This window comes from Mesorhizobium waitakense (assembly GCF_056431085.1).
On the sequence record NZ_JBWKME010000143.1, the window covers coordinates 70,885 to 96,685 of the forward strand.

The window sequence follows — 25,801 nt, forward strand, 5'->3', positions numbered from 1 at the left end:
TATTCGCGGTGCACCTTGCCTAGCCTCGAGCGGCGGAAGCTATTATAAAAGCTTCGACACAGGCGCGACGAGGCTCATGGACCACTCCGTTCCCACCATCGACAGTCTTCCCAGGCGCACGCTCGGCCGCGTGAATGGGCCGCTTTACCGGCAACTGGCCGACATATTGCGCGAGCCGATCAGCAACGGGACGTTCCCGGTTGGCGGTGAGTTACCCAAGGAAGCGATGATCGCCGAGCATTATGGCGTCAGCCTCATCACCGTACGCCGGGCGTTGCGCGATCTCGAGGCCGACGGCCTGATCAGGAAACGTTCAGCGAAACCAGCGGTGGTCACAGCACGCAATCCATCGGTCAATCTGAGCTGGAAGTTCAAGAACTTCGCCGACATGGCTGCCTTCACCAAGGATGCGCAGCTCACGGTAAAATCCTATCGCAAGGAGGTGTCTTCGCTGCTGCAGCGGCATTTTGGCCTCGGCAAGGACGAAGCCGGCTATTGCCTGCGTGGCATCCTCTCGGTTGGTGAGCAGAAGAAGGCGCAGATCACCAGCTATTTCCCACCCGCTGTCGGCGCTAAGCTGAAGCGCGAGGATTTTTCCGATGTGCTCATCTTCCGTTCTCTGCAGCGGCATCTCGGGCTGCGCCTCGATGTAGCGCATGTGACGGTTCGTGCCGAAATCGCCGACGAGGTGATCGCGGCGGATCTCGGCCTCGCCCTCGGCAGTGCGATCCTCACCGTGGAAATGCTTTACCAGTCGGCCGACCAGCAGAGCGTCGAGTTCACCATGGCGAGGCATCCAGCCGATCTGTTCAGCATCAGTTACGACGCGCCAAACGACCTGGCTTAGAAGAGCATCGATCGGGGCAACTGATCGCGCTGATTTCCAGTTGCCAGCCATGGACAGCTTTATAAAATTATAATAGCACCATAGCTGGGATGCGGGCTGCTCAAAACCACGATCGCACGTGGATCCGCGGCCACATTCGATGTCGAGCAATGCCTGATCTGTCCGTAAGGGGGTGGTGCCTGAAAGGCACTTTATAGGCGGCGGCGTTCACGCGGCCGACAACATAAATGGGAGGAGGAAATCATGAAAGCAAGCGCATTTTTCGCCGGGCTTGCGGCGATCGCGACGACGCTTCTGTCAGTCGGCACAGTTCCGAGCCATGCTGCTGACAAGAAGCCCTACACAATCTATCTGTCCAACAATTTCGTCGGCAACGACTGGCGTCAGCAGATGCTGCGCAGTGCTGACATAGCGGTGAAGAAGCCGCCTCTAGCCGGTCGCGTCGACCTCAAGGTCGAGGTGGTTGAGACCACGGTCCAGGCGCAGATCAATTCGCTGAACAATATTATCCGCAACAAGCCGGACGCCATACTGATCGATGCCGGCTCGGGAGAAGCGCTGAACCCGACGATCCAGAAGGCCTGCGATGCCGGCATTGTGGTCGTTGCATTCGACCAGATCGTCAGCGCCCCGTGTGCCTATACGATGGAGTCGGACTGGGGTCGCGCGCCGCGCGTCGAAGCCGAGTGGCTGGTCAAGAAACTCGGCGGCAAGGGCAAGATCCTGGTTGACCGTGGATTGGCCGGCGCTCCGATTTCGGCGCAGCTGCAGGGTGGCTTCGAAGAGGTCATCAAGAAATATCCTGGCATCGAAGTGGTTGGCTACTTCAACGGCGACTATGCGCTCGGACCCGAGCAGGCTGGCGTCGCCAGTTTGCTGGCCGCCCATCCACAGGTCGACGCGATCTTTGTCCAGGGCTACGGTGCCGGCGCAATCAAGGCATTGCAGGATGCGGGTCGCCCCATCGTCCCCATCACCGGCAGCCCGTTCAATCTGACGACGACGACCTGTGTGCAGACCGAAGGCGCCCAATGTATTCTAGCGCCCAATCCTGCCTATCTCTCGGCTGAAGCCATGAAGCTCGCGGTGGAAATCCTCGACGGCAAGAAGCCGGCTGAGAAGAAGATTCTGCTGCGCAACGCCTTCCTCACCACCGATCCGGTGCCCTCGGAATTGTATCCCGACGCGACCATGCAGAAGATCGAGATCGGCAAGAATGCCTTCCCGGACATGGCTCCCGGCCTGTTTCTTCCGGTCAGCCCGGACTGGGTGGAAATCACCCCTGCCGAGGCCGCCGGCTCGAAATGATCGTTGCTTCGAGGCGAGTGCCCAGACACTGGCCCGGATCGTCGAAAACGGTTGCCTTGAGCCTCTCCAGCGCGCCTTGACTTAAATTGACAAGGCGCATTGGTACCGGTATCAATTTGCTGGCAGCGCCCACCAAGATGGCAAAGTCCGTCACCGGCTGATGCGGGAAACGCAAGGAGGAGAAATCATGAAACTGAAGACAATTTGCGCTGGATTGACGGGCCTCGCCCTGTCGGCGATCGCCGTCGGCACGGCTCCGAGCCATGCCGAGGACAAGAAGCCCTACACCATCTACCTGTCCAACAATTTCGTTGGCAATGACTGGCGCCAGCAGATGGAGCGCGTGGCCACCGTTTCGGTGAACAAGGGGCCGCTGAAAGGCCGTGTCGACCTCAAGATCGAAAATGTCGAGAACACCGTTCAGGCACAGATTAATTCGCTGAATAACATTATCCGCCAGAAACCCGACGCCATCCTCGTCGATGCCGGTTCGGACTCTGCGCTGAACCCCACCATCAAGAAGGCCTGCGACGCCGGCATCGTCGTCATCAGCTTCGACCAGGTGGTGACCGAGCCCTGCGCGTTTGCCGTCGCATCCGATTGGGACCGTATTCCCTCCGTCATGGCCGAGTGGATGGCCACCCAGCTTGGCGGCAAGGGCAATATCATCCTCGACCGCGGCCTTGCCGGCGCGCCGATCTCCGCACAGTTGCAGCAAGGCTATGAGAAGGTGCTGGCCAAATATCCCGACATCAAGGTCGTAGGCTACTACAACGGCAATTACGCCCTCGGACCGGAGCAGTCGGGCGTCGCGGCACTGCTTGCCGCCAATCCGAAGATCGACGGCGTCATGACACAGGGCTATGGTTCCGGCGCCATCCAGGCGTTGAAGGATGCCGGCCGGCCGATCGTCCCGGTCGTCGGCTTCTCATACAACGTAGCTGCTCTCACCTGTGCGCAGACGCAAGGCGCCAAGTGCATCCTCGGCTCCAACCCGGCCTATCTCTCGTCGGAAGCGATCAAGCTGGCGGTCGACATTCTCGACACCGGCAAGAAGCCGGCGGAGCGCTCCGTCTCGGTCAAGGGTGACTTCGTCACCACCGATCCCTTCGAGTCCAAGCTCTATCCGGGCACCAAGATGATCAAGATCGCGGTTGGCGAAAATGCCTTCCCCGATCAGGCGCCCGGCCTGACGCTGCCAATTACGCCTGACTGGGTCGAGATCACCGCTGCGGAAGCCGCAGGCAGCAAGTAACATCCTGTCACCACGACCCTGTCTCCCGGCATCGCAAGATGCCGGGAGAGCTTTTCGAAGGCGCATCCATGGACCTCGTCACCGTCAAAGGCTTGTCCAAACGCTATGGCGGCATCGTTGCCCTGAGCGAAGCGACATTCAGTGCCCGCGCCGGCGAAGTGCACGCGTTGCTCGGCGAGAACGGTGCCGGCAAAAGCACCTTCATCCAGATCCTGTCGGGCGCGGTCCGGCATGATGGCGGCTCGATCCTGGTCGACGGTCAGGATTATCGCCCCGCCAATCCAGATGCAGCTCAGGCGCGCGGCATCGCCGCTGTCTTCCAGGAACTGTCGTTGATCCCCGATCTCAGCGTCGAGCAGAACATCTGGTTCCGCCACGAGCCGAGGACATTTCTGCGCACCATAGATCGCGGCGAGATGCGCCGCAAAACCGTCGCGCTGCTCGACAGTTACAATTTCCCGGCACTGCGGCCAGAGCAGGAGGTGCGACGGTTGACACTTGCCGAGCGGCAGATAGTCGAGATCGCCAAGGGCCTGGCCAAGGACCCGCGCATCCTGATTCTCGATGAGGCGACCTCGGCGTTACCGGCGCGCGAAGCCGATTGGCTGCTCAAGCTCACCCGGCAACTCGCCGCCGAGGGCAGGCTGATCATCTTCATCTCGCACCGCATGGCCGAGGTTCGCGCCATCGCCGACCGGCTGACCATTTTCCGCAATGGCAGCACCATCGCCGCGCACGAGGCCAATGCGGTGTCCGACAACGAGATTGTCACTCAAATGATCGGCCGGCACCTCGACCGGCTCTATCCCGAGCGCATTGCGACGGTAACCGATCGTATCGCACTCAAGGTCAAGGGGTTTTCAAGCGGCAGCCGGCTCTCCGGTGTCGACTTCGCCTTGCGGGAGGGCGAAGTGCTTGGCGTCGGCGGCCTCCAGGGCCACGGCCAGCGCGAACTGTTTCAGGCGCTGTTCGGTGCCACCAAAGCCAGCGGTGCCGTCGAACTCTGGGGCAAGCCCGTCTCGATCGCCAATCCGCGCCAGGCACTGAGCGGCAAGGGCGGCATCGCGTTGGTGCCGGAGGACCGGCGCGGGCAGGGGCTGCTCCTGACAAAGAGCGTGCGCGAGAACTTGACCCTGTCGGTCATCAAGCGTTTTACGGAGAACGGGCTGCTAAGCCGGCAAAAGGAAGCGGCCTTGGTCAAGGAAATGGTCGACTTTCTGCGTATCAAGGCCGGCACGCCCGAACAGCTTGCCGGTACGCTGTCCGGCGGCAACCAGCAGAAGGTGATCTTCGGCAAGATGCTTTTGACCGAGGCACGCGTGCTCTTGCTTTACGATCCGACACGAGGCGTCGATGTCGGGACCAAGGGCGAGATTTTCCAGCTGATGCGCGATCTGGCGGCCAAGGGCTATGCGATCCTGTTCCATTCCAGCGACATGCCGGAGCTCGTTCATGTCGCGGATCGCGTACTGGTCATGCGCAACGGCCGTGTCGCCACAACACTTGAGGGCGAGCGCATCTCGGAAGAAGGCATTTTACGTGCCGCCATGCTTGAAAGCGAGGCTGCCTGAGGCATGGTGATATCCGTCGCAGAGAAACCTGTGGAAATGGCGCAGAGGGCCGCCGAAATGAATTCAGCCAAGCCCGGAATTGACTGGCGTGGCCGCGCTCTGGACCGCGCGCCGTTCCTCGTCGCTTGCCTGATGCTGGGGCTCATCATTGTCATCTATGGCAGTCTGCAAACCGGTGTCTTCACGCTGGATGAGCTTAACCTCGATACTGCGGCGGCGATGACTCTGATGCTAGCCGCGACAGGCCAGACCATCGTTCTGGTACGTGGTGGCATCGATCTTTCGATTGGCGGGATGATCAGCCTCGGCACCGTCATTGCGGCAACACGCTTTACCGACGATCCGTCGACCGTCGCCTTTTGGCTGATCGTCATTCTGGTGCTCGGCTTCCTGATCGGCGCGCTCAATGGCGTGCTGATCTCACTGCTGAAGCTGCAGCCTTTCCTCGTCACGCTGGCCACCTGGTCGATCCTCAACGGCATCGCCATGATCATCCTGCCGACGGACGGTGGCAGCGTGCCCGCCTGGTGGGTGGGCCTCAGCTCCGCGCAACTGTTCGGGCTGACCAGCCCGGTCTGGATGCTGGTCGGCCTCTTGCTGTTCTGGCTGTGGTTTCGCGCCACACGTGTCGGCGTGACCATCCAGGCGACCGGCTCCAACGAGAAATCCGCCTTCCTGTCGGGTGTCTCGGTCACCAGGGTCAATGTCATCACCTATGGCCTCTCCGGCCTGTTTGCAGCAGCCGCCGCGCTCTACCTGACGACGCAGACCGGCGCCGGCTCCCCGACCATTGGCAAGGACTACATCCTGCCGTCGGTCGCGGCGGCGGTTATCGGCGGCGTCAGCCTGTTCGGCGGGCGCGGGCATCTCGCCGGCACGCTGATCGGCGCCTTCGTGCTGACTTTGATTGGCAACCTGGTTTTTGTGCTGCATGTGTCGAGCTACTGGCAGCCGGTCGCCTCCGGCGTCATCCTGCTGCTCTCGGTGCTGGCGAGTTCCGTCGCGGAAAAAGCCGCAAGGGGCCGCGTCCAATGAGCGCCTTCCTGGACCGCAATCGGCTGATCGTTCTCGCCTATGCGGGCATGGTCGTGCTGCTTCTGGTCACGGCGCTGTTCTCGCCCGGTTTTCTTTCCGTCTCCAACATGCGTTCGACAGTCATATTGGCGGCCTTTGTCGGCATCGTCGCGCTCGGCCAGACCTTCGTCATCATCGGCGCCGGCATTGACCTGTCGGTGCCATGGGTGCTCAACTCCGCGGCCATCATCATGGCATTGTTGTGCGGTGGCCAGGACTTGCCGCTGATCTGGGTCATGCCCCTGCTGCTCGCCGGCGGCGCCTTCATCGGGCTGATCAATGGTGTCGGGGTCGCCCATTTTGGCGTGCCGCCAATTATCATGACTCTTGCCACCAACGTTATCCTGCAAGGCCTGATCCTTGTGCTGACCGGGGGCTCGCCGACGCCCTCGGCGCCGGCCTTGATCCAGTTCCTCTCAGTCGGGCGCGTAGGCGTCTTCCCGGTCATCGCGCTGATCTGGATCGTGCTGACCCTGGTGGCGAGCCTGCTGCTTTCCAAGGCGGCATTCGGCCGCCATCTCTATGCACTCGGCACCAGCGCCACAGTCGCCGAATTCTCCGGCGTGCCGACCGCGCGCACCACCATCCTGACTTATGTGATCTCAGGTCTCACCGCCGCTTTCGCGGGCATGCTGCTGACCGGCTATTCAGGTCAAGCCTATCTCGGCATGGGCGACGCCTATCTCTTCACCTCGATAGCGGCGGTGGCCATCGGCGGAGCCTCGATCCTCGGCGGCAGCGGCCACTATCTCGGGACGGTTGCCGGCGCAATGGTGCTCACCATTCTCACGGGTCTGTTGCCGGCGCTCAATCTGTCGAGCGGGGCGCTGCTCATCGTCTATGGCGCGGTCATCCTGGTCACTGTGTCTATCGGCAGCGAAACGTTCACCGGTCTCGGTGGCAGGTTGCGAGCAAACAAGGGCTAAGGGGTCGGAGATGGTCGAGATCACCTGTGTCGTCGATGCAAATGCCGAACTAGGGGAAGGCACGTTATGGGACCCCAAGGCCGGCGTTCTCTGGTGGATCGACATCTGGAAAAAGCTGATCCACCGCTACGATCCCTCGACCGGCAAGGACGACGTGTTCGAGGCGCCGGAGTATCTCGGCTGCCTTGGCCTGCGCGAAAAGGGTGGCCTGGTGCTGACGATGACCAGCGGCTTCCATTTCTTCGATCCAGCGACCGGCAGGTTCGAGGCGATCGTCGATCCGGAAGCGCATATGCCGAACACCCGCTTCAACGACGGCAAGCCTGACCGTCAGGGGCGTTTCTGGTCGGGCTCGATGTTTGAGGCGCCGGGCAAGCCGATCGAGTATATTGGCGCCCTCTACCGGCTCGATCCCGACCTTTCGGTGCACAAGATGATCGATGGCATAGGCTGTTCCAACGGGCTGGCCTGGAGCCCTGATTCAAGGACCATGTATTTCTCCGACAGCCATGGCGGCGCAGTGTGGGCCTATGATTTCGATCCCGCCACCGGCGACATCCAGAATCGTCGCACTTTCATCGACATGACCGTGACCGGCGGCCTTGCCGACGGCGCCACCGTCGATGCGGAAGGCTGCTACTGGGTGACGATACCGGTAACGAGCAAGGTCTGCCGCTACGATCCGCAAGGCAAGCTGATGCAGACCGTGTTGCTGCCAACGGATCTGCCGACCTGCTGCGAATTCGGCGGCAAGGATCTTGATATCCTCTATGTCACGTCAGCCGTGCTCAAGCGCCCAGCCAGCCACTTCGTCGGCCAGAAGAATCCGGGTGGCCTGTTTGCGATTGATGCCGGCATAAAGGGGCTGACCCTGCCGGCATTCAGGGGCTAGCGTCCAGCCTTATGCTGGAGACATCGCGTGAGGCTTCCGGCTTGTAAGCCATGCCTGTGGCGCGATTGCCCACCCTGATTCAGTTTGGTGAAGATAGCGCTATTCGACCAAAGCTCGATCCAGCTTAACGTTGCGCCGTTGGTTGCCGCGGAAGGTTTGATCATCTGCGAGCATCACCGCATCATCGATCGATCGGATGACCGGCCAAGACAGATTGTGGGAGGAGGCGGCATGCACGATCAGCATTTCGATAAGCCCGTACAGGTCGCGCTGGGAAAATCGGCTAACACGCTCTTCAAGATCGGTTGCCAGCGGTCACAGGCCAAAAACACATGGTCGCCCGAAAGGCCTGCCTGGCGGCACTGGAAGGGCTAAAAGACGCGCGAGCGGCCCGTGCGGCGTTCGTCAATGCAGCCATCGAAGCCGACATACTGCGCTAGAGGTAGAGTTTTCCGTCCCGACCCACGCAAAACCACTGCGACAGACGCCTTGGCCGGAAGGGCTTCAATCTTCCGGTCAGCCCGGCGATAAAGGCCACGTCACGTGACAGTCGATTGAGCTTAGGCACAATCACCGGGCATTTGGCCTGGCTGGCAAAGCGCAAGGGCGGCAGCCAGTTGCGGCCGGTGATTCAGCGCATGCGTCAGGCAATCGTCCTGCCGCATTTTTCAGTGGAAAGCGATGACGAAGGTGGCGTGACGCGCGCCAAGCCTCGAAAGCGGTCAGCCTGTTCGATTGCTTTCGATTGACGCTCGCGGGGCGGCAGCTCGGACTAAGTCCCGTAGGTGGTCTACGCTTGCTCTTGCCCACCCAGCGATTTCGCAAACTTGGACGCCCGATCGATCTGGAACACAGCCTCCCGAAGGTGCGTTCACGCGGGAAAACCGGCCTTTCTGAAGCCTGACGTGAAAAGCTCGAGGTCGACTTGGTCGGCGAACGGGAGACGTGAAATCAGCCGGATAGTCAGGTCGTGTGATCTCGGCAACGCGATCGAGCGCACGTTCGATCCGCTGAGGCGTGATTGGCAAGGGCGTTGGCGCGCACCGTTTCACGGATCCGCCCTTCTACAAAGCCCATGAAATCGACATGCCTTCTGCCTAAGCGGACGTTGATCGCGGATGGAAGGGCTGCATCAGGCTAATGCGGTATTATGCGCCCGCGACCTGCAAATCGGATGGTGATGAAGTTACTGGAGTCGGGGGTTGGTAGCGGGAGAGCGCTACCGCCTTTCCCCCCGTTCGGAAATCCTGCGATATTTTCTACGGTGTTGGGCGTGAGGGACTTGTCTCGGTGCTGCAAAGGCCGATGAGGAACGGGAAAGTTTCACCCAAAAGCGACGTTCGCGGTTCCATTGCTAGAGGTCTGGTTCGCGCCTTGAAGACAACGTCCACCGGTGTCTATCGTGTTCCAGGAAGCGGACGTTAACCTGGACAGCGACGAGGGGTTAGGTCATCGGCAAGAACCCGGCGCCCGAAAGAGCGAGTTGGTGCGATGTCATGGCGCGCGCGCTTATGCGCGTACAAGCCTGGCGTTGGCGCTCGCCAACTTCAGCATAGCTGCAACGCCTCTGCGATGGCGTCGTCGAGGCGTTCGACGATCGCGTCGATCACCGGCGCGTCACAGATGAATGGCGGGGCCAGAAGCACATGGTCGCCGTTGACCCCATCTATCGTGCCTCCCATGGGATAGACGAGAAGGCCGTGCGCCATGGCCGCCTTCTTGATGCGCGCATGCAGCTTTCGCTTTGGATCGAAAGGCTGTTTGGTCGAACGGTCCTCGACCAGTTCGACCCCCATGAACAGCCCGCGACCCCTGATATCGCCGACATTGGGATGATTGCCGAAACGCTCGCCGAGCCGGCGCGCCAGATGCGCTCCCATGGCTCTCACATTCTCAAGCAGCTTGTCGCGGGCAATGACCTCCTGAACGGCAAGTGCCGCGGCGCAAGCCATGGGATGGCTGATATAGGTGTGGCCGTGCTGGAAGAGCCCCGAGCCATTCGAGAACGCGTCGAATATCTTCTGGCTCAGCAGAACCGCGCCGATCGGCTGATAGCCGCCGCCCAGCCCTTTGGCGATCGTCATCAGATCAGGGGCAACACCATCCTGCTCGCAGGCATGCAGCGTTCCGGTGCGGCCCATGCCGCACATGACCTCGTCGAGGATCAGGAGAACGCCATGGCGATCGCAGATGTCGCGGATGCGGCGCAGATAATCCGCGACCGGCGGCACGGCGCCAGCGGTGGCGCCGACGACCGTTTCGGCAACGAAGGCCATGACCGTCTCAGGCCCGAGTTCGACGATCTTGTCCTCCAGCGCCTGCGCCGCGCGAGCGGCATAGTCCACGTCGGTCTCGCCGGCTTGCTGGAAGCGATAGGCGAAGCATGGATCTATGTGGTGCGTCTCGATGAGCAGCGGCCGGAACTGGGCGCGGCGCCATTCGTTGCCGCCGGTTGCCAGTGCGCCGAGCGTGTTGCCGTGGTAGCTTTGCCGTCGCGCGATGATGTTGCGGCGCTGCGGCTGGCCGATCTCGACGAAATACTGCCGAGCCATCTTGAGCGCCGCCTCGACCGCTTCCGAACCTCCGGAGACGAAATAGCAATGGCTGATACCGGCCGGCGCATCGGCGATGAGGCGGTCGGCCAGGGCTTCGGCGACGTCGCTGGTGAAGAAGCTGGTATGCGCATAGGCCAGCTTGTCGGCTTGGCTGTGCATGGCGGCGAGGATATCGGGATGGCCATGGCCGAGGCATGAAACCGCGGCGCCGCCGGATGCGTCGATATAGCCGCGCCCATTACTGTCGAAGAGCTCGATGCCCTTGCCGCCACTGGCTACGGGAAGCGAGACGTGAATCTGGCGGTGCAGGATATGGGTCATGCTTTCCTCCGGCCGCGCGGCGGCGAGATGTGGATGTCGAGTTGGGACAGCTGATCTTCGGTGCGGCGGATAGCGGCAAGCGCCGATTTCCCGCCCTTGCCTGCTATCAACGCTGCGAGGACCTCGCCGATGACGAAAGCGGGCGCCATGGTGTGAAAGAAGGACGGACTTTCCGTCGGGACCAGCACCGACAGCGTTGCCAGGCCGACGAGCGGGGAGACGACGCTGTCGGTGAGCGCGACGACCGGCACGCCGGTGGCGGCGGCGCGGCGGGCAAGATCGACGGTGAGCCTCGTATAGGGCGCGACGCTGGCCACAAACAGGACGTCCTCGGGAGTCGCCAGGCGGATGGCGTCGGTGCCGGTTCCTGATGCGCCATCCAGCATCACCGCCTTCTCGCCGAGGAAGGACATGACGTAGCCGAAATGCGCGACGACCGGATGGCTGGAGCGCAGTCCAAGGCAGAATATCCGACGCGCCGCGTGAAGCCGTTCGGCTGCCTGGGCAAGCGTGTCGAGCCGCTCCGGTTCGCCAAGCTCGGCGATCTGACCGGACAACGACTTTATCATTTCGGCCGCCAATGCCCGGTCGCCGACCTCTTGCTGGTGCGCCAGTTGCGTGCCGGCCTTGCCGGCAAAGCCGAGCTCGCCCTGCCGCATGGCGTTGGCGTAAAGCGAGCGCAGCGGCTCGTAGCCGTCAAAGCCGAGCCGCTTTGCAAGGCGCACCATCGTCCAGGGCTGCAGCCCGGCACGGCGCGCCTGTTCACGCATCGACAGCAGCGCGACATCCTCGGGATTGTCGAGGAGATAGCGGGCGGCACCCTGAAGCTGCGAGGGCAAGGCGTCGAAAACCTCGACAATGGCATCGGTGAGCGGCGCGCGGATCATTCCGCGACCATAGACGCGATCGCCAGATCGTGCAATATATGTTGCAAAATATGCAATAGAGCTACAAATGGAGCATTCATGCAGGACGGAGCGAAGCAAGGGCGGTCTGTTTCCGGGCGTTCCGATCCTGTCGCGATCGCCGTGGCGCCAAACGGCGGCAGGCGCACCAAGGCCGATCATCCCGCCTTGCCGATCATGCCCGATGAGTTGGCGGATGTGGCCGCCGCGTCGCGCGATGCCGGCGCCGCCATGATCCATGTTCATGTCCGCGACCGCGACGGGCGCCACCTGCTGGATGCCGAAGCCTATCGGGCAGCGATCGCAGCGATCAAGGCTCGAGTCGGCGAAAGGCTGGTCATCCAGATCACCAGCGAGGCGCTTGGCCTCTACGCACCCGAACAACAGATGCAGGTGGTGCGCGAGGTGCGTCCCGAAGCCGTTTCGCTGGCATTGCGCGAGTTTGTGCCCGACGAAACACATGAGGCTGCCTTCGCCTCGTTCCTCGACTGGCTGCGCGCGGAGCAAGTCACGCCGCAGATCATCCTCTACTCCGCCGCCGAGGCGTCCTACCTCAGGGCGCTCGCGCAACGCGGCATGATCCCATTCGAGAACCCGCCGGTGCTCTATGTGCTCGGCCGCTACACGGTCGGGCAGACCTCCCGGCCCGGCGATCTGTTGCCATTTCTGGCTCCGGAGGCTGCGGCCTTCAGGCACTGGATGGTCTGCGCCTTCGGCCGACACGAGACGGCGTGCGTCACGTCTGCGGCGCTGTTTGGCGGGGATGCGCGGGTCGGCTTCGAGAACAATCTTTCCCTGCCCGACGGCACGCTGGCCTCCGGCAACCAGGATCTGGTCGCGGCCACGAAACGGGCTGTCGAAGCCTGCGGGCTGGCGACCGCCGACGCTGACACGTTGCGCGGCCATTGGGCTGATATCTAGCGCATCGGATTTCATTTCGCCCTTGGATCAAGCGTTCCCGATCGTCGGCCCGATACGCAAATATCAAATGCATGTGATATAAACATGCATTTTAGATTTGCGAGACGATTGCGACGGTGTTACGGTTCCCAACGCAAATTCCAACAAAAAAGGGGAACCCGGACATGAAGTTCGCATTTGCAAGTCTCACCGCTGCCGCTGTCGCGGCAACGCTTCTGCTTGGCCAGCCGGCCCGTGCCGACGACCTGATCGTGGCGACGGACACCGCTTTCGTCCCGTTCGAGTTCAAGGAGGGCGACAAATATGTCGGCTTCGACATCGACCTGTGGGATGCCGTCGCAAAGGATATCGGCGTCACCTACACGCTGCAGCCGATGGACTTCAACGGTATCATCCCGGCGCTGCAGACCAAGCAGGTCGACGTCGGGCTTGCCGGCATCACCATCAAGGATGAGCGCAAGAAGGTCATCGATTTTTCGGACGGCTACTACGACAGCGGCTTCCTGCTGATGGTGCCGATCGACAGCTCGATCAAAGGTCCGGAGGATCTCGTCGGCAAGACGCTTGCGGTCAAGACCGGCACGTCGGCGACCGACTACGCCAAGGAGAACTTCAAGGGCACGGAACTGCGCCTGTTCCCGAACAGCGACAACGCCTATCTCGAAGTCGCGACTGGTCGCGCCGACGCCGCCATGCACGACACCCCGAATGTACTCTACTACATCAAGACCAACGGTCAGGGAAAAGTGAAGACCGTCGGTCCGCAGATGATGGCCCAGCAATATGGCATGGCCTTCCCGAAGGGCAGCGAACTTGTCGCCAAGGTCAACGCCTCGCTGACCAAGCTGAAGGGCGACGGCACCTACACCGCCATCTACAAGAAGTGGTTCGGCACCGAGCCGCCGAAGAGCTGATCCCCCAGGGTTCCCCAGCACGCCGGCATGGCCGGCGTGCTTTCCTCGAAGGGAAAGCGTCCCATGGATTTTGATTGGTCGGTCATCTGGCAGGCCCTGCCGGAACTTCTCAAAGGCGCCCGCCTCACCGTGCTGATCGCGCTGGCCGGCCTCGCCGGCGGGCTGGTCATCGGCTTCGCCGCCGGGCTGGCGCGCGCCTATGGCAATGTCGTCCTCAACGCCATCGCCTTCGTCTATGTCGAGATCATCCGCGGCACGCCGATCATCGTGCAGGTGATGTTCATCTATTTCGCCTTGCCGATCCTCGCCGACATCCGGATCAATCCCCTGGCGGCGGCCATCATCGCGATCGTCGTCAATGCCGGCGCCTATATCGCCGAAATCGTGCGCGGCACGTTCCTCTCCATCCATAAGGGATTGCGGGAAGCCGGGCTGGCGCTCGGCCTGCCGTTCTGGAAGGTGCTTGTCTACATCATCGGCCCGCTCGCCTTCCGCCGCATGATCCCGGCGCTCGGCAACCAGTTCATCGTCAGCCTAAAGGATACGTCGCTCTTCATCGTCATCGGTGTCGGCGAACTCACCCGGCAAGGCCAGGAAATCATGGCGGCCAACTTCCGCGCCGTCGAAATCTGGTCCGCCGTGGCGTTGCTCTATCTGATCATGACCGGGGTGCTGACGCTGATCCTCAGAGTGACCGAAAAGAGGATGCGCATCCTGTGAGCATCGTGGAGTTCAAGAAGGTCACCAAGCGCTTCGGTCAGGTCACGATCCTCGACGAGGTCGATCTGTCGATCGAGCCGGGCGAGAAGGTCGTTCTCATCGGCCCGTCTGGGTCCGGCAAGTCGACGCTGCTGCGCTGCATCAATGCGCTGGAGGAGATCAATGGCGGCGATCTCATCGTCGACGGCATCAGCGTCAAGGGCAGCGGCCGCATGGTCCGCCTGATCCGCCAGGAAGCCGGCATGGTCTTCCAGCAGTTCAATCTGTTTCCGCAGATGACGGCGCTGCAGAATGTTGCCTTCGGCCCGCACCGCGTGCGCGGCGAAACAAGGCAGGAGGCGCGCAGCCAGGCGCTGGCGATACTGGCCAAGGTTGGGCTCGCCGACCGGGCGAACCATTATCCGAGCGAGCTGTCCGGTGGCCAGCAGCAACGCGTCGCCATTGCGCGGGCGCTGGCGGTCAAGCCGAAGCTGATGCTGTTCGACGAGCCGACGTCGGCGCTTGACCCCGAACTCAGGCATGAAGTACTGCGCGTCATGCAGGCGCTGGCCGAGGAAGGCATGACCATGATCGTGGTCACCCACGAGATGGCCTTCGCCCGCAAGGTCGGAACCAGGCTGATTTTCATGGAGGGCGGCAAGATCGCCGTCGACGGTCCGCCGCGGGAGCTGCTCGAAAACCCGCAAAACCCGCGCTTGAAAGAGTTTCTGCAGCATGTCGCCTGACGCCGGCCGCCGGCTTTCCTTCATCGATATCGAGGGCTCGCCGCATGATGTCGGCGCGGCCCTCGGGCGCTTTGGTCGCGTGGCGCTGCAGGACCATTTCCGCCACTCCGCGGCTTGGCGCGAACTGACGGCGCGCCGCGCCGATCCGCGCATCGGCCTGATGGCGACGATCGTCCGGGAGAGGTTTCCGCGCTGCTGGGCCGAGTTGCAAGGTCTTGCCGCCGGGCTGGAGCTGCCGTTCGATGATGTCTTCCTGTGGAACTGCCGCGGCGACATCTGGGCGATGGCGCCGGATGGCTGCACGACCGTGCAACTGCCGGGCTCTCCGCATGTCGTCGGGCACAATGAGGATGGCGATCCGGACTTTGCCGGCCATTGTGCCCTGGCTCATGTGATCTGCGAAGGCGGCAGCCCATTCACGGCATTCGTCTATCCCGGCTCGCTGCCGGGGCACACCTTTGCCGCGACGTCGGCGGGGCTGGTCCAGACCGTCAACAACCTGAGGCCGCTGGCCGGCGGCAGCGGCACGCCGCGCATGGTGCTGACCCGCGCGATCCTCGACGCGCCCGATCTGGGCGCTGCGGTGGCCCTGCTCAAATCGGTGCCGCGCGCCGGCGCCTTTCACCTGACCCTGGCCCAGGCGGGAGACGAGCGGCTGCTCAGTGTCGAGTTCACCGCCCAGGCGCTCTCCGTCGATCGCGTTGAAGCGCCGCGCATCCATTCCAACCATCTCATCCACGCCGACACCGGACGCGTGTCACAGGTCGTCACCGGATCATCTGGCGCACGCCAGCGGCGGGGCGAGGTATTGCTGGCTCAAACGCCGCAGCCGGATCCGCAGAATTGTGCTGTCGGCATATTGTGGGACGCGGCCGACCCGGAACTGCCGATCTACCGCACCGACCCGGATGACGGCGATATAGAGAACACGCTGGCGAGCGCCGTCTTCCGCATCGGGGCTGACAAGGTCGAATGGTCTGTCTACGATAGGCCGTATGAAGCGGCTCGCTTCGAAATGCGGGATGGGCTGGTACCTGTCGCGACGTGAACAGGAACGGTGCGATGCCAGAGGAACCCGTTGCAGAGCCGCCGCGCACCATCGAGGATCTGAGGGCGCTGGCGCTCTCGGTCGGCCGCGACGAGGCCGGTTTTTCGCTCGGCTCGAAGGCGCATGACGTGTTCGCCAAGCTGGTGGAGGCCCCCGAGCAGTCGGCGGTCCGTTCGATTTCGGAACTGGCAAATCAGTTCGGCATCAATCCCTCGACCCTGACCAGGCTGGCGAAACGTCTCGGTTTTGAAGGCTTCAGCGATTTCCAGGCCGTCTTTCGCAAAGCGATCGCCAACGACCAGCAGTATTTCTACAGCCGCCAGGCCGGACGGCTTTTGGCGACGCGGTCCGTCGGCAATGCTGAGGTCGATGTCTTCGAGCGCCTGGCGCGCGAAACGGCGGCGAATGTCGATGGCTTCCTCGGCCAACTGGATGGCGTTTCGCTGCAGGGCGCGACCAGGCTGCTGGCCAGCGCGCGCCGCGTGCGCGTCCACGGCGTGCGCCAGTTCCATTCGCTGGCGAGCTTTCTCACCTATTGCCTGGGCATGGTGCGGTCCGACGTCGCGCTGCTCGACGCGCCGCGGCTCGGTGTCGCCGAAGCACTGTCGCAACTCGACCCGGGCGACGTCGTCATCGTCGCCAGTTGTGCCCCTTATACGCGCAGCGTCGCCGAGGTTGCCCGCATCGCGGCGGCTAATGGCCAGACCGTGATCGCGATCACTGATTCCCGGTCCTCCCCCCTTGTGCCTCCGGCCGCGCACGCCTTCTTCATCCCGCACACCAGCAGCTTCTATTCGAACAGCATGGGCGCCTATGTCGTTTTTTGCGAGGCACTGCTCAACCTCGTTGCCAGGGAGCTGGGCGACAAGGCGCTGAACTCGCTGGCCGGGCGCGAACGTCTGATTGCCGAGATGAACATAGAGGTTGGTTGACCCGCAGCTTGCCACGGTCCGCTCCTGCGGCAACGCGACCTTCCGCAGGCTCTCCTCAATGTCGTAGAATGGCATGGCCGCGCCGTATACCCGTGGCCACGTCAATGTCCGCTATCTCGCCCGGCGCATCCCGGGGGCGCAACTGGTGATCTACGAGGACGCCGGACATGGCGGGGTCTTCCAGAATCACACCGAGTTCGTACCCAAAGCCCTGTCATTCCTCGAGGCATGACGCCTTGCGCGCCAGCCTTGTGCCGGACATCAAGACCCATTTTCAGAAAGCGAACATGATGAAAGCCTTTGTCGTCGATAAATATCAGAAGAAGGGTGTTCTGCGGCTTGCCGAAATGCCCGAGCCGGATCTGCTGGACAATGATGTCCTGGTCGAGATCCACGCCGCCGGCGTGAACCTTCTGGACGCCAAGGTCCGCGATGGGGAGTTCAAGCCCATCCTGCCGTATCGCCCGACCTTCATCCTCGGCCATGACGTGGCGGGGATTGTCGTGCGGGTTGGATCGAAGGTTCGCAAATTCAAACCCGGCGACGAAGTCTATGCGCGGCCCCGCGATGGCCGGGTCGGGACGTTCGCGCAATCAATAGCTATGGGCGAAGCCGACGTGGCCTTGAAGCCAAAGAACCTCAGCATGGAAGAAGCCGCCTCGATCCCGCTGGTGGGGCTGACCGCCTGGCAGGTGCTGGTCGAAAAGGCCAATCTCAGGAAAGGCCAGAAAGTCTTCATCCAGGCTGGCTCGGGCGGTGTAGGAACCTTCGCCATCCAGCTGGCCAAGCACATCGGTGCGACGGTCGCGACGACGGCGAGCGCGGCCAACACCGAGCTGGTCAAAAGTCTCGGCGCCGATATCGTCGTCGACTACAAGAAAGACGATTTCGAGAAAGTCCTGCAAGGCTACGACGTCGTTCTGAACAGCCAGGACGCGAAGACGCTCGAGAAATCCCTGCATGTGCTGAAGCCGGGCGGCAAGCTCATCTCGATTTCTGGTCCGCCGGATCCTGAATTCGCCAGCAAACAGGGGCTCAACATAATCCTGAAGCTGGTCCTGCGGCTGCTAAGCCGCGGCATACGCAGCAAGGCCAAACGCGCTGGTGTCGGCTATTCGTTCCTGTTCATGTGGGCGCAGGGCGATCAGCTGGGCAAGATCACCTCGCTCATCGAATCCGGAATCATACGCCCCGTTGTCGATCGGGTCTTCCCGTTCGAACAGACCAACGAGGCATTGGCTTACGTCGAAACAGGGCGTGCCAAGGGCAAGGTCGTCATCAAGGTCAGATAGAAATTCCCTTGCTTTTAGGTACGCAAGACGGCCTCGCTCGATATCTGCTCATGGCGCAAACATGTCGGCCAGCGTAGTCGTTTGGGAAGTCGACTTTCAGCAAGGGTCGAAGGCACCCTCATGACCGATACGAGGCGCCAAGGTGGCAGATCCTGCGAGATCAGCGCCCTGACAGTTTGAGCATCTGCTCGGGATAGCGTTCGCCCTGCACGCCGATCTCGGCCGATCGCTCTTCGATCTCCTGGATATCCGCGCTGCTGAGGTGAACATCGAGCGCGCCGAGGTTTTCCTCCAGCCGCTCGAGCTTGCGTGTGCCGAAGAGCGGGACGATCCAGGGCTTTTTCGCCAGCAGCCATGCCAATGCTACCTGCGCCGGTGTCGCGCTGTGGCGTTCGCCAACGGTGCGGATCAGATCGACGAGGGCCTGATTGGCTTGACGCGCGTGGGCGGAGAAGCGCGGGATAGAGTTGCGGAAGTCCGTGCTGTCGAAGGTCGTGTTGACGTCGATCTTGCCGGTCAGAAACCCCTTGCCGAGCGGACTGAATGGAACCAGGCCGATGCCAAGCTCCTCGAGTGTCGGCAGGATTTCCGCTTCAGGCTCCCGGGTCCAAAGCGAATATTCGCTTTGCAGAGCCGAGACGGGCAGCACTGCGTGCGCGCGGCGGATGGATTCCGGACTGGCCTCCGACATGCCGAAATATTTGACTTTTCCCTGCTGGATGAGGTCCTTCACAGTGCCGGCGACGTCCTCCATCGGCACCTCGGGATCGACCCGGTGCTGATAGAGCAGGTCGATCTGGTCGACGCGAAGCCGCCGCAACGTGCCCTCGACTGCCGCCCGGATGTGGGCCGGCTTGCTGTTGACGCCGCCATGATGCACGCCTGTGTCGGCGTCTACGTCCCAACCGAACTTGCTCGCGATGATGACCTGGTCGCGGATCGGGGCGATAGCCTCGCCGACCATCTCTTCGTTGGTGAAAGGGCCATAGACCTCCGCGGTGTCGAAGAAATCGACGCCGCGCTCCACCGCGCCGCGTATCAGCGCAATCATATCGGGCTTGTCGCGTAGCTGACGGGCATCGCTGCTGTAACCCATGCAGCCCAGCGAGAGCGCCGAAACCTCCAGGCCAAGAGAACCCAGTTTGCGTTTTTGCATGATGATGTCCTCGTGCTTACGTGTTGCGGGGGCTGATCTTGATCGTGGCGGACCGTGGACGCGGCCCGACCATCGCGGCGAGATAGGGACTGGCGGCGTACTTGCCGCGGTCGATCGGGTCGTTGACGGCTCCGTCGACCGGTTCGAAGGAGATCTCCCTGGCCAGCCCGGCGGCTGTCACCCTGCCAGCCTTTTGCCGGAGCTGCCTGGTACCAGCGCGACTTTTGTCCGTTGTAGCCGCGAACGTAGAGGGCGTTGTCGACGACGACGGACCGGATCCAGGTCGGCGTGCCGCAAGTTGTTCCATCCTCGCGGAACGGCGCGATATACAGATCGTCGCTTTCGGCGATCCTGCGCAGTTCATCGGGTGACCAGGTCATGGTGACGCTCCTATTCAGACACGCGGTATTGCTCAGGCGTCACCTGCTCCATCCAGTCGACGTTGTTGCCGTCGAGCATGTAGGAGATGGCGATATGGGTCATACCGCTGGTCTCGGTGGCGCCATGCCGTTGTTTGACACCAGCGGGGATCCAGACGACGTCGCCCGGTTTGATTTCAGTTCGGTCCTTGCCTTCTCCCTGAACCCAACCCGTGCCCGAAGTCACGATCAGGGTCTGGCCGGCGGGGTGCGTATGCCAAGCGGTGCGGGCACCCGGCGCGAATGTCACCTGGCCACCCGTGCCATGGGTGAACTCGGTTGCCGGAAACAGCGCGTTCACAACGACGTGCCCGACAAAATACTCCTGGGCTCCCAAAGTGGCCGGGTTGGAACCGTTCTTCGAGATATGGATGGCCTCGGCGCCGGCGGGCGCGGCTCCGAGGGTGTCGAGGGTCGCCACCGCTGCAAGTTTGCGTTTCATGGGCATGCCCTTTCAGTTTGGTTACGTGCTTGCAAATGCAGGATGGCGCTTACTTCTGGCGGCCTTCAAAGACGTCCTTGACGACTGGGACGGCCGTCATCGCGGCCGGCCATCCGGCATAGAACGCAACCTGCGAGAGAACCTCTGATGCCTCGTCCCGCGTCAGGCCATTGTCCATCGCCCGGTTTAGATGGAACGGAATCTGGCCGACGTAACCCGACGCCACGAGGGCACTGACGGTCACAAGGCTTCGGTCGCGGGGTGCCAGGTCGGGCCTTAGCCAGAGATCCTTGAACAGGACGTCGCCGGTGAAATCGACGAGGCTCTGCGATACGGGTCCGACGTTGTTCTGGACACTGGCGGCACGCGCATCCTCGGCCTTTTGGTCGATGGGCAGAAGCGTCGGCGACGCTGCCGGCAACTGGTCGGTGCCGATGGCTCGTGCCTCGAAAATGTGCCTGGTTTCATTGACGGCGGCCATGGCATTGCCCCAGCCTGAATAGAAGGCAAGGTGCGTGATGGTCTCGGAGATTTCGGCCGGCTTCACGCCGTTGTCCAAGGCGAACGCCACCTGCTGGCCCAACTCGGCGGTCTGGTTGCGAGCGATCATGACGGCAAGTGTCACGACGCTTCGGTCACGGGGTGAAAGGGCTCCACGCTGCCATAGATCACCGCCGAGCGTTTCTTTCCTGTACTTCTCGAGGGCAGGGGCCACGAGAGCGAGACTGCCGACCGCCACCGGCGGATGATCGGGGTCGGTCGAGGCCTCCTCACAGTAAGCGGCACCTGATGCCGCTAGGCTGATCAGTGTGGCCGCAGCGAGCTTTTTCATGTCGGGTACCTCCTCAGTTGGCCTTGATCACCAGGGCTTCGCCTGCGTTGCCGCTGCGCGATGAGCCGATGATGTCAATATAAGCCGCCTTGGAGTTTGCATTAGGGAGCAAAAACCGCATAAACTAATTAGAAGCACTTATGAAATGGCTGGCGAGAACCTGAATGACCTTGTGGCGTTTCTCGCGGTTGCGCGGGAGCGCAGTTTCACCAAGGCGGCAGCCAAGTTGGGCGTGTCGCAATCTGCGCTGAGCCAGACCATACGGCTGCTCGAGGAACGGATCGGCCTTCGGCTGCTGACGCGCACCACGCGCAGCGTGTCGCCCACCGAAGCGGGCGAACGCCTCCTGCAAAATGTCGGTCCGCGTCTGGACGAGGTCGAAGCCGAGATCGAAGGATTGAGCGAGCTTCGCGAGAGGCCCGCCGGCACCGTCAGGATCACGGCCGGAGACCATGCCATCGTGACGCTGCTCTGGCCGAAGCTGCGGAAACTTCTGGTCGACTACCCCGATATCAAGGTCGAACTTAGCGCCGATGCCGGCCTGACCGATATCACCGCCCATGGGTTCAATGCCGGCGTACGGTTGGGAGAGCAGGTTGCCAAGGACATGATTTCGGTGCGGATCGGCCCTGACATGCGTTTCGTGGTCGTGGGAACACCGAGCTACTTCGAGAATCATGCACCGCCCGTCGTACCGCAGGACCTGGTCGAACACACCTGCATCAACCTGCGTCTCGCAACATTCGGCGGCCTATACGCGTGGGAGTTCGAGAAGAATGATCAGGAATTGAAGGTGCGTGTCGAAGGACCGCTGATCTTCAACAACATATTCCACGTGCTCGACGCCGCGCTCGACGGATTCGGCCTTGCTCATGTGCCCGAGGACCTGGCCCGGCCACACCTTGCCTTGGGACGTCTGCGCCAGGTACTCGATGACTGGTGCCCGCCTTGGCCTGGATATCATCTGTATTACCCAAGCCGTCGCCAAGCCTCACCGGCGTTCGCAGTCTTGCTGGAAGCCTTGCGTATTCGCGCATAGGATTTTCGGTCAGTCCGGAGGTCACGCTCGTTCGCGAACAGCTGGACGCGACGGCTGAGACGCCAGCGAAATCGGCGCCCCTTGGAGCATTCGTCAACTGGGAACTGTCTTCCGCGTTACACTAGGTGCGAACAATCGAACCGAGCGATTGCGCTTGCTGGATCCGGTGGCGAAGTGCGTTGACGATGACCCCCATCCCTCAAAGATCTACCGCCTGGTTGTGTAGTAGAGGTGATAGCCGGCGAGGGTGGCTCCAATAGTCGAGCACAAGTTGGCCGTCTGTCAAATATCGGTCACAGCCTTGAGGTTCGCTGCGAGTGTATCAATTGCAGCACGCAGCCTCATCGGAATGTATTGCGCCGAAGGCCAGACCGCGTAGGTATCGAGGGCGAGAGACTGAAATTGATCCAACAGGGTAACCAGCTGACCTGCTGCAAGCTGATCACTGACCAGCCAACTGGGCAGCCAAGCAACTCCCATACCCTGAACTGCGGCATCCGCGATTGCCTCCTGATTGTCGAATTGCAGGCGCCACTTGAGTTTCGCTACAATCACCCGTCCGCTTTCATCGTGAAACGTCCAAGGGAACGGCTGGTCGTTCCGCCAATAAACCAACGCGTCATGATCGAGGAGGTTCGCAATATCCGTGGGTATGCCATGGGCAGCCAAGTAAGACGGCGACGCGCAAACAACTTTTTTCTGACTGACGAGTTTTCTAGTGCTCAGACCGCTGCCCTCGCCAGGCGTCCCATTGCGAACTGCAAGATCGAATCGCTCTGCGACCAAATCAACCACAGAGTCGCTGAACCGGAGGTCCAGTTCGAGACTCGGATGTTGCCGCGCCAGTTCGAGCAGCACAGGTTCAACGCAATGGCGCCCAAATAACAGGGGTAGAGATACTTTCAGCCTTCCCCTGACCTCGCGTCGGCCGGACTCGAGCAACGCTTCTCCCGCGCGCAGCTCCTCGAGCGCGCGCAGGCAGCGTTCATAATAAATCTGGCCGTCTTCGGTCAGGCCCTGGCTTCGCGTCGTGCGATGAAAAAGCCGAACACCCAGTCGCGCTTCCAGACGCGCGATCGTTTTGCCGACCGCCGAGCGGGTAAGCGCCAGACGTTGTGCAGCGCGCGCGAAACCACCAGCCTCGACCGCTTCCACGAAAACCGAGACCCCGTCCAGATTGTCCCGCATCACTGACCCATTGCTTCCTGACGCGCTACAGCGTGCGGAAAAAATATCCGCACTGTGCATTCTCGTTCGACAGTATCGCAGCAATGATGAAACGTAGTCAATGAAGCGCGGACCAACAGCCAGGCGTTTGCAACTGTCCCGCACGCTGTGCGTTCAGGCTACCGCTTCTGCCTTTTGGTGACCGCTGAGCCTGCTTGACAGCACTCTCCTCGCCTTTGGCCTGTCGTCGGCCGGATCGGCGAGCACGCAAAGGCCGATGCAGGCGCCGGTTCTGGGGGATGGGAGCGAGCGATTGGCCGCGCCTGACGCTGGTGCGGCTCGTGACCATGGCGCTTCGCAGGTAGCAGGAAGCACGACTTTGAAGCTTACAGGAAATACCATTCTCATCACCGGCGGCGCGACCGGTATCGGTTTGGCACTCGCACGGCGCCTTTGCGAACGAGGTGACCAAGTCATCGTCTGCGGTCGGAAAGAGGAAGCGCTTGCGAACGCTCGGGCGGAGGTGCCTGCATTTGCCACGCGCGTCTGCGACATCGCCGCCGCCGAAAGCCGTCGTTCGATGGTGGAGTGGCTGAAGGCAGAGCATCCCAACCTCAACATTGTCATCAACAATGCAGGGGTCCAGCATCATCGCGACTTCACCAGGGATCCGGGCATGGAAACGCTCGATCAAGAGGTGGCGATCAACCTCACTGCACCGATCCATCTGATCGCCTTGCTGCTACCCATGCTCAAGGAACGGCAAAATGCGGCGATCGTAAACATAAGCTCCGGGCTCGCCTTCTCGCCGATGGCGGACGTCCCCGTCTATTGCGCCACCAAGGCCGCGATCCACTCCTTCACCCTCAGCCTGCGGCACCAGTTGAAGCAGACGACGTGGTCGAGATCGCCCCGCCGATCGTCGACACAGGCCTCGGGGGCGGCACGCGCAGCGAGGGGACCGCCAGCCGCATGATGGTCACCCCCGAAGCGTTCGCAACCGACGCGCTGGCCCAGCTCGAAGCGGACAAGGACGAAGTTCTTGTCGGGATTTCGGTTCAAACTCGCCAGTTGGGCGAGGCCATGTTCGAGCGGATGAACAGTCGCAGCTGAATCACCGTGTTGGAGTTGTCGCGCAGGGTCGTGAAGCTCGAGCCATGACGTATCCGATCTATCTCCTCCGGAACGGCGCCCGAACCGAAGCAACGCAAGGACAGCCACTTTGACGGTGATTGGACACACCCCTACCGTCTACCTCCTGAAGGGCTGCCCATTCTGCATGAAACTCTTGATCTTCCTGCTGGAGGCTGGGCTGATCGACCGGGTGAAGCTGGTGGAAGCCTCGACGCCGGACGAGCAGAACAGAATTGCCGACCTCCTGAAGAACACGACGGGCAAGTCGAGTTTCCCGACAGCCGAAATCGCGCTGTACCAATATCTGTCCGATTCCGATGCCCTGGTAGCGCATTTTGCGGCGGCGGCGGGCGTGGATCCGGAAACCCTGATCGTCTATCAAAACTATCTGAACGGCGTCTTCATGACAGTCACGCGTCTCTTCCGTGAGAACATTGAGTTGAAGAAGAGGCTCGGCTGAGCCCACCGCGAGGTTTCAGCGCCGAGAGCGCCGTTGCGCCCTTCCAAGCGCGCCGCCGCCACGCCCACGGCCTAGTGCGCGTCAGCGACGGCCCGTCGGCCGCTCGTGCGAAACCGCTCGCCTCTCCCACCCCGGCAACGATCTGAACGCGATCGAACCGGTCGCGCACTCTCGCCTCTCCAACAAACCAAACTGAACAACTGTAGAACAGGTGGAACCAAAGACGGGATAAACAATCACTAATGGTAATTCAAATTCTACGGTATAGCGGCTGCCACGCAACCGATATTTTTGAGGCGAGCTCAGTCCGAACGCCGGCAACCGACGTTACGGCCGTCCTCGTCCTCCCCAACGTGACTCAGAAGGACGCCGATTTTGTTAGTTTCAATCGTATATGACAGCGGCTATGGCCATACCGCGCGCGTCGCCGAAGCGACGGCCCAAGGCGTGCGGGATGTTGAAGCCACGGAGGCTAGGCTCATCGCCGTCTCCGACGGCCCGATAGACTGGGAGACGCTCGAGAAGAGCGATGCGATCGTCTTCGGGTCGCCAACCTATAACGGTATGATCAGCGCCAGGCTCAAACAGTTCTTCGAGGAGTCCACGAAGACCGCATGGACCGAGCTGAAGTGGCGCAACAAGATCGCCGCCGGTTTCACCAATTCGGGCGCGCAGCACGGCGACAAACTGAACTCGCTGGTCTCGATGGCGCTCTTCGCCGCCCAGCATGGCATGATCTGGGTCGGCCTCGACCTGATGCCGGGCAACAACAGCAGTACGTCGAGCCCCGATGATCTGAACCGGCTTGGAAGCTGGCTCGGGGTGATGACCCACGCGAATGTGGATCAGGCGCCCGACATCGCGCCGCCGGACAGCGATCTGCGCACCGCGCAATATCTCGGCCGTCGCGTGGCGCAGATCGCTCGCCAGTTCCAACCCGCTTAAT

The 25,801-nt window shown here is 61.8% G+C and carries 27 protein-coding genes and 2 pseudogenes; 21 read left to right on the forward strand and 8 right to left on the reverse strand.

The window, feature by feature from the left end; translation table 11 throughout:
- Window positions 1–76 precede the first annotated feature (76 nt).
- The 7 genes from AC07FD_RS28170 to AC07FD_RS28200 all read left to right on the forward strand — a co-directional run bounded on the left by AC07FD_RS28170 (window position 77) and on the right by AC07FD_RS28200 (window position 7,873).
- A complete protein-coding gene (locus AC07FD_RS28170) occupies window positions 77–847 on the forward strand; it encodes a GntR family transcriptional regulator (RefSeq protein WP_478352506.1) in 771 nt (256 codons plus the stop codon).
- A gap of 243 nt (window positions 848–1,090) precedes the next feature.
- A complete protein-coding gene (locus tag AC07FD_RS28175) occupies window positions 1,091–2,155 on the forward strand; it encodes a sugar ABC transporter substrate-binding protein (RefSeq protein ID WP_478352507.1) in 1,065 nt (354 codons plus the stop codon).
- A 187-nt stretch (window positions 2,156–2,342) separates the two neighbouring features.
- Complete coding sequence (locus tag AC07FD_RS28180) at window positions 2,343–3,410, forward strand: substrate-binding domain-containing protein (RefSeq protein WP_478352508.1); 1,068 nt, start codon at window positions 2,343–2,345, stop codon at window positions 3,408–3,410.
- Window positions 3,411–3,478: 68 nt separating this feature from the next.
- The gene (locus AC07FD_RS28185; protein WP_478352509.1) at window positions 3,479–4,981 is read left to right on the forward strand and encodes a sugar ABC transporter ATP-binding protein; all 1,503 of its coding nucleotides are present in this window, start codon (window positions 3,479–3,481) and stop codon (window positions 4,979–4,981) included.
- 57 nt (window positions 4,982–5,038) lie between these two features.
- A complete protein-coding gene (locus AC07FD_RS28190; protein ID WP_478352510.1) occupies window positions 5,039–6,016 on the forward strand; it encodes an ABC transporter permease in 978 nt (325 codons plus the stop codon).
- Window positions 6,013–6,981 (forward strand): ABC transporter permease, encoded by a 969-nt coding sequence (locus AC07FD_RS28195; protein ID WP_478352511.1) that lies wholly within the window; start codon window positions 6,013–6,015, stop codon window positions 6,979–6,981. The genes AC07FD_RS28190 and AC07FD_RS28195 overlap by 4 nt, the downstream gene beginning before the upstream one ends.
- 10 nt (window positions 6,982–6,991) lie before the next feature.
- On the forward strand, window positions 6,992–7,873 hold the full coding sequence (locus AC07FD_RS28200; protein WP_478352512.1) for an SMP-30/gluconolactonase/LRE family protein: 882 nt from the start codon (window positions 6,992–6,994) through the stop codon (window positions 7,871–7,873).
- A 99-nt stretch (window positions 7,874–7,972) separates the two neighbouring features.
- On the opposite strand, the gene AC07FD_RS28205 is transcribed toward AC07FD_RS28200, so the two are convergent.
- Window positions 7,973–8,119, reverse strand: a complete 147-nt coding sequence (locus AC07FD_RS28205; RefSeq protein WP_478352513.1) for a hypothetical protein — start codon at window positions 8,117–8,119, stop codon at window positions 7,973–7,975.
- An 86-nt stretch (window positions 8,120–8,205) separates the two neighbouring features.
- Here AC07FD_RS28205 and AC07FD_RS28210 point away from each other — a divergent pair, with 86 nt between their 5' ends.
- Window positions 8,206–8,313, forward strand: coding sequence for a DUF982 domain-containing protein (locus tag AC07FD_RS28210; protein WP_478352514.1), 108 nt, complete (start codon window positions 8,206–8,208; stop codon window positions 8,311–8,313).
- A gap of 1,107 nt (window positions 8,314–9,420) precedes the next feature.
- On the opposite strand, the gene AC07FD_RS28215 is transcribed toward AC07FD_RS28210, so the two are convergent.
- Window positions 9,421–10,749 (reverse strand): aspartate aminotransferase family protein, encoded by a 1,329-nt coding sequence (locus AC07FD_RS28215; protein ID WP_478352515.1) that lies wholly within the window; start codon window positions 10,747–10,749, stop codon window positions 9,421–9,423.
- The gene (locus AC07FD_RS28220) at window positions 10,746–11,636 is read right to left on the reverse strand and encodes a MurR/RpiR family transcriptional regulator (protein WP_478352516.1); all 891 of its coding nucleotides are present in this window, start codon (window positions 11,634–11,636) and stop codon (window positions 10,746–10,748) included. The genes AC07FD_RS28215 and AC07FD_RS28220 overlap by 4 nt, the downstream gene beginning before the upstream one ends.
- A 78-nt stretch (window positions 11,637–11,714) precedes the next feature.
- Here AC07FD_RS28220 and AC07FD_RS28225 point away from each other — a divergent pair, with 78 nt between their 5' ends.
- The 8 genes and pseudogenes from AC07FD_RS28225 (at window position 11,715) to AC07FD_RS28260 (ending at window position 18,206) form a co-directional block, all read left to right on the forward strand.
- On the forward strand, window positions 11,715–12,575 hold the full coding sequence (locus AC07FD_RS28225) for a beta-keto acid cleavage family enzyme (RefSeq protein ID WP_478352517.1): 861 nt from the start codon (window positions 11,715–11,717) through the stop codon (window positions 12,573–12,575).
- A gap of 164 nt (window positions 12,576–12,739) precedes the next feature.
- Complete coding sequence (gene glnH, locus AC07FD_RS28230; protein WP_478352518.1) at window positions 12,740–13,489, forward strand: glutamine ABC transporter substrate-binding protein GlnH; 750 nt, start codon at window positions 12,740–12,742, stop codon at window positions 13,487–13,489.
- 63 nt (window positions 13,490–13,552) lie between these two features.
- Window positions 13,553–14,209 carry a glutamine ABC transporter permease GlnP gene (gene glnP, locus AC07FD_RS28235; protein WP_478352519.1) on the forward strand — a complete coding sequence of 219 codons (657 nt, stop codon included), beginning with the start codon at window positions 13,553–13,555 and terminating at the stop codon, window positions 14,207–14,209.
- On the forward strand, window positions 14,206–14,934 hold the full coding sequence (glnQ, locus tag AC07FD_RS28240; RefSeq protein ID WP_478352520.1) for a glutamine ABC transporter ATP-binding protein GlnQ: 729 nt from the start codon (window positions 14,206–14,208) through the stop codon (window positions 14,932–14,934). Before glnP ends, glnQ begins: the two co-directional genes overlap by 4 nt.
- Window positions 14,924–15,982, forward strand: coding sequence for a C45 family autoproteolytic acyltransferase/hydolase (locus AC07FD_RS28245; protein ID WP_478352521.1), 1,059 nt, complete (start codon window positions 14,924–14,926; stop codon window positions 15,980–15,982). Before glnQ ends, AC07FD_RS28245 begins: the two co-directional genes overlap by 11 nt.
- 14 nt (window positions 15,983–15,996) lie before the next feature.
- Window positions 15,997–16,914: a MurR/RpiR family transcriptional regulator gene (locus AC07FD_RS28250; protein ID WP_379019846.1), complete on the forward strand. Its 918-nt coding sequence runs from the start codon at window positions 15,997–15,999 to the stop codon at window positions 16,912–16,914.
- 100 nt (window positions 16,915–17,014) lie between these two features.
- Window positions 17,015–17,146: pseudogene (locus tag AC07FD_RS28255) on the forward strand (alpha/beta fold hydrolase); the annotation flags it as partial.
- 58 nt (window positions 17,147–17,204) lie between these two features.
- Window positions 17,205–18,206 carry an NADP-dependent oxidoreductase gene (locus AC07FD_RS28260; protein WP_478352552.1) on the forward strand — a complete coding sequence of 334 codons (1,002 nt, stop codon included), beginning with the start codon at window positions 17,205–17,207 and terminating at the stop codon, window positions 18,204–18,206.
- 160 nt (window positions 18,207–18,366) lie between these two features.
- Here AC07FD_RS28260 and AC07FD_RS28265 read toward each other — a convergent pair whose 3' ends face one another.
- From AC07FD_RS28265 to AC07FD_RS28280, 4 genes and pseudogenes are all read right to left on the reverse strand, one after another.
- Window positions 18,367–19,362: an aldo/keto reductase gene (locus AC07FD_RS28265; RefSeq protein WP_478352522.1), complete on the reverse strand. Its 996-nt coding sequence runs from the start codon at window positions 19,360–19,362 to the stop codon at window positions 18,367–18,369.
- A gap of 16 nt (window positions 19,363–19,378) precedes the next feature.
- Window positions 19,379–19,742 (reverse strand): annotated as a pseudogene (locus AC07FD_RS28270) (DUF2255 family protein).
- A gap of 10 nt (window positions 19,743–19,752) precedes the next feature.
- On the reverse strand, window positions 19,753–20,223 hold the full coding sequence (locus tag AC07FD_RS28275) for a (R)-mandelonitrile lyase (RefSeq protein ID WP_478352523.1): 471 nt from the start codon (window positions 20,221–20,223) through the stop codon (window positions 19,753–19,755).
- Between the two features lie 49 nt (window positions 20,224–20,272).
- Window positions 20,273–21,055, reverse strand: a complete 783-nt coding sequence (locus tag AC07FD_RS28280) for a carboxymuconolactone decarboxylase family protein (RefSeq protein WP_478352524.1) — start codon at window positions 21,053–21,055, stop codon at window positions 20,273–20,275.
- A gap of 145 nt (window positions 21,056–21,200) precedes the next feature.
- Here AC07FD_RS28280 and AC07FD_RS28285 point away from each other — a divergent pair, with 145 nt between their 5' ends.
- Entirely contained in the window at window positions 21,201–22,094 is an 894-nt protein-coding gene (locus AC07FD_RS28285) for a LysR family transcriptional regulator (protein ID WP_478352525.1), read from the forward strand.
- A 282-nt stretch (window positions 22,095–22,376) separates the two neighbouring features.
- Here the strand turns inward: AC07FD_RS28285 and AC07FD_RS28290 are convergent, their stop codons facing one another.
- Window positions 22,377–23,282, reverse strand: a complete 906-nt coding sequence (locus AC07FD_RS28290; RefSeq protein ID WP_478352526.1) for a LysR family transcriptional regulator — start codon at window positions 23,280–23,282, stop codon at window positions 22,377–22,379.
- Window positions 23,283–23,640: 358 nt separating this feature from the next.
- Here AC07FD_RS28290 and AC07FD_RS28295 point away from each other — a divergent pair, with 358 nt between their 5' ends.
- From AC07FD_RS28295 to AC07FD_RS28310, 4 genes are all read left to right on the forward strand, one after another.
- Window positions 23,641–24,237 (forward strand): SDR family oxidoreductase, encoded by a 597-nt coding sequence (locus AC07FD_RS28295; protein ID WP_478352527.1) that lies wholly within the window; start codon window positions 23,641–23,643, stop codon window positions 24,235–24,237.
- The gene (locus AC07FD_RS28300; RefSeq protein ID WP_478352528.1) at window positions 24,234–24,374 is read left to right on the forward strand and encodes a hypothetical protein; all 141 of its coding nucleotides are present in this window, start codon (window positions 24,234–24,236) and stop codon (window positions 24,372–24,374) included. The genes AC07FD_RS28295 and AC07FD_RS28300 overlap by 4 nt, the downstream gene beginning before the upstream one ends.
- Before the next feature lie 115 nt (window positions 24,375–24,489).
- Entirely contained in the window at window positions 24,490–24,855 is a 366-nt protein-coding gene (locus AC07FD_RS28305; RefSeq protein WP_478352553.1) for a glutathione S-transferase N-terminal domain-containing protein, read from the forward strand.
- Window positions 24,856–25,230: 375 nt separating this feature from the next.
- Entirely contained in the window at window positions 25,231–25,800 is a 570-nt protein-coding gene (locus AC07FD_RS28310; RefSeq protein ID WP_478352529.1) for a flavodoxin family protein, read from the forward strand.
- Window position 25,801: the final 1 nt, after the last annotated feature.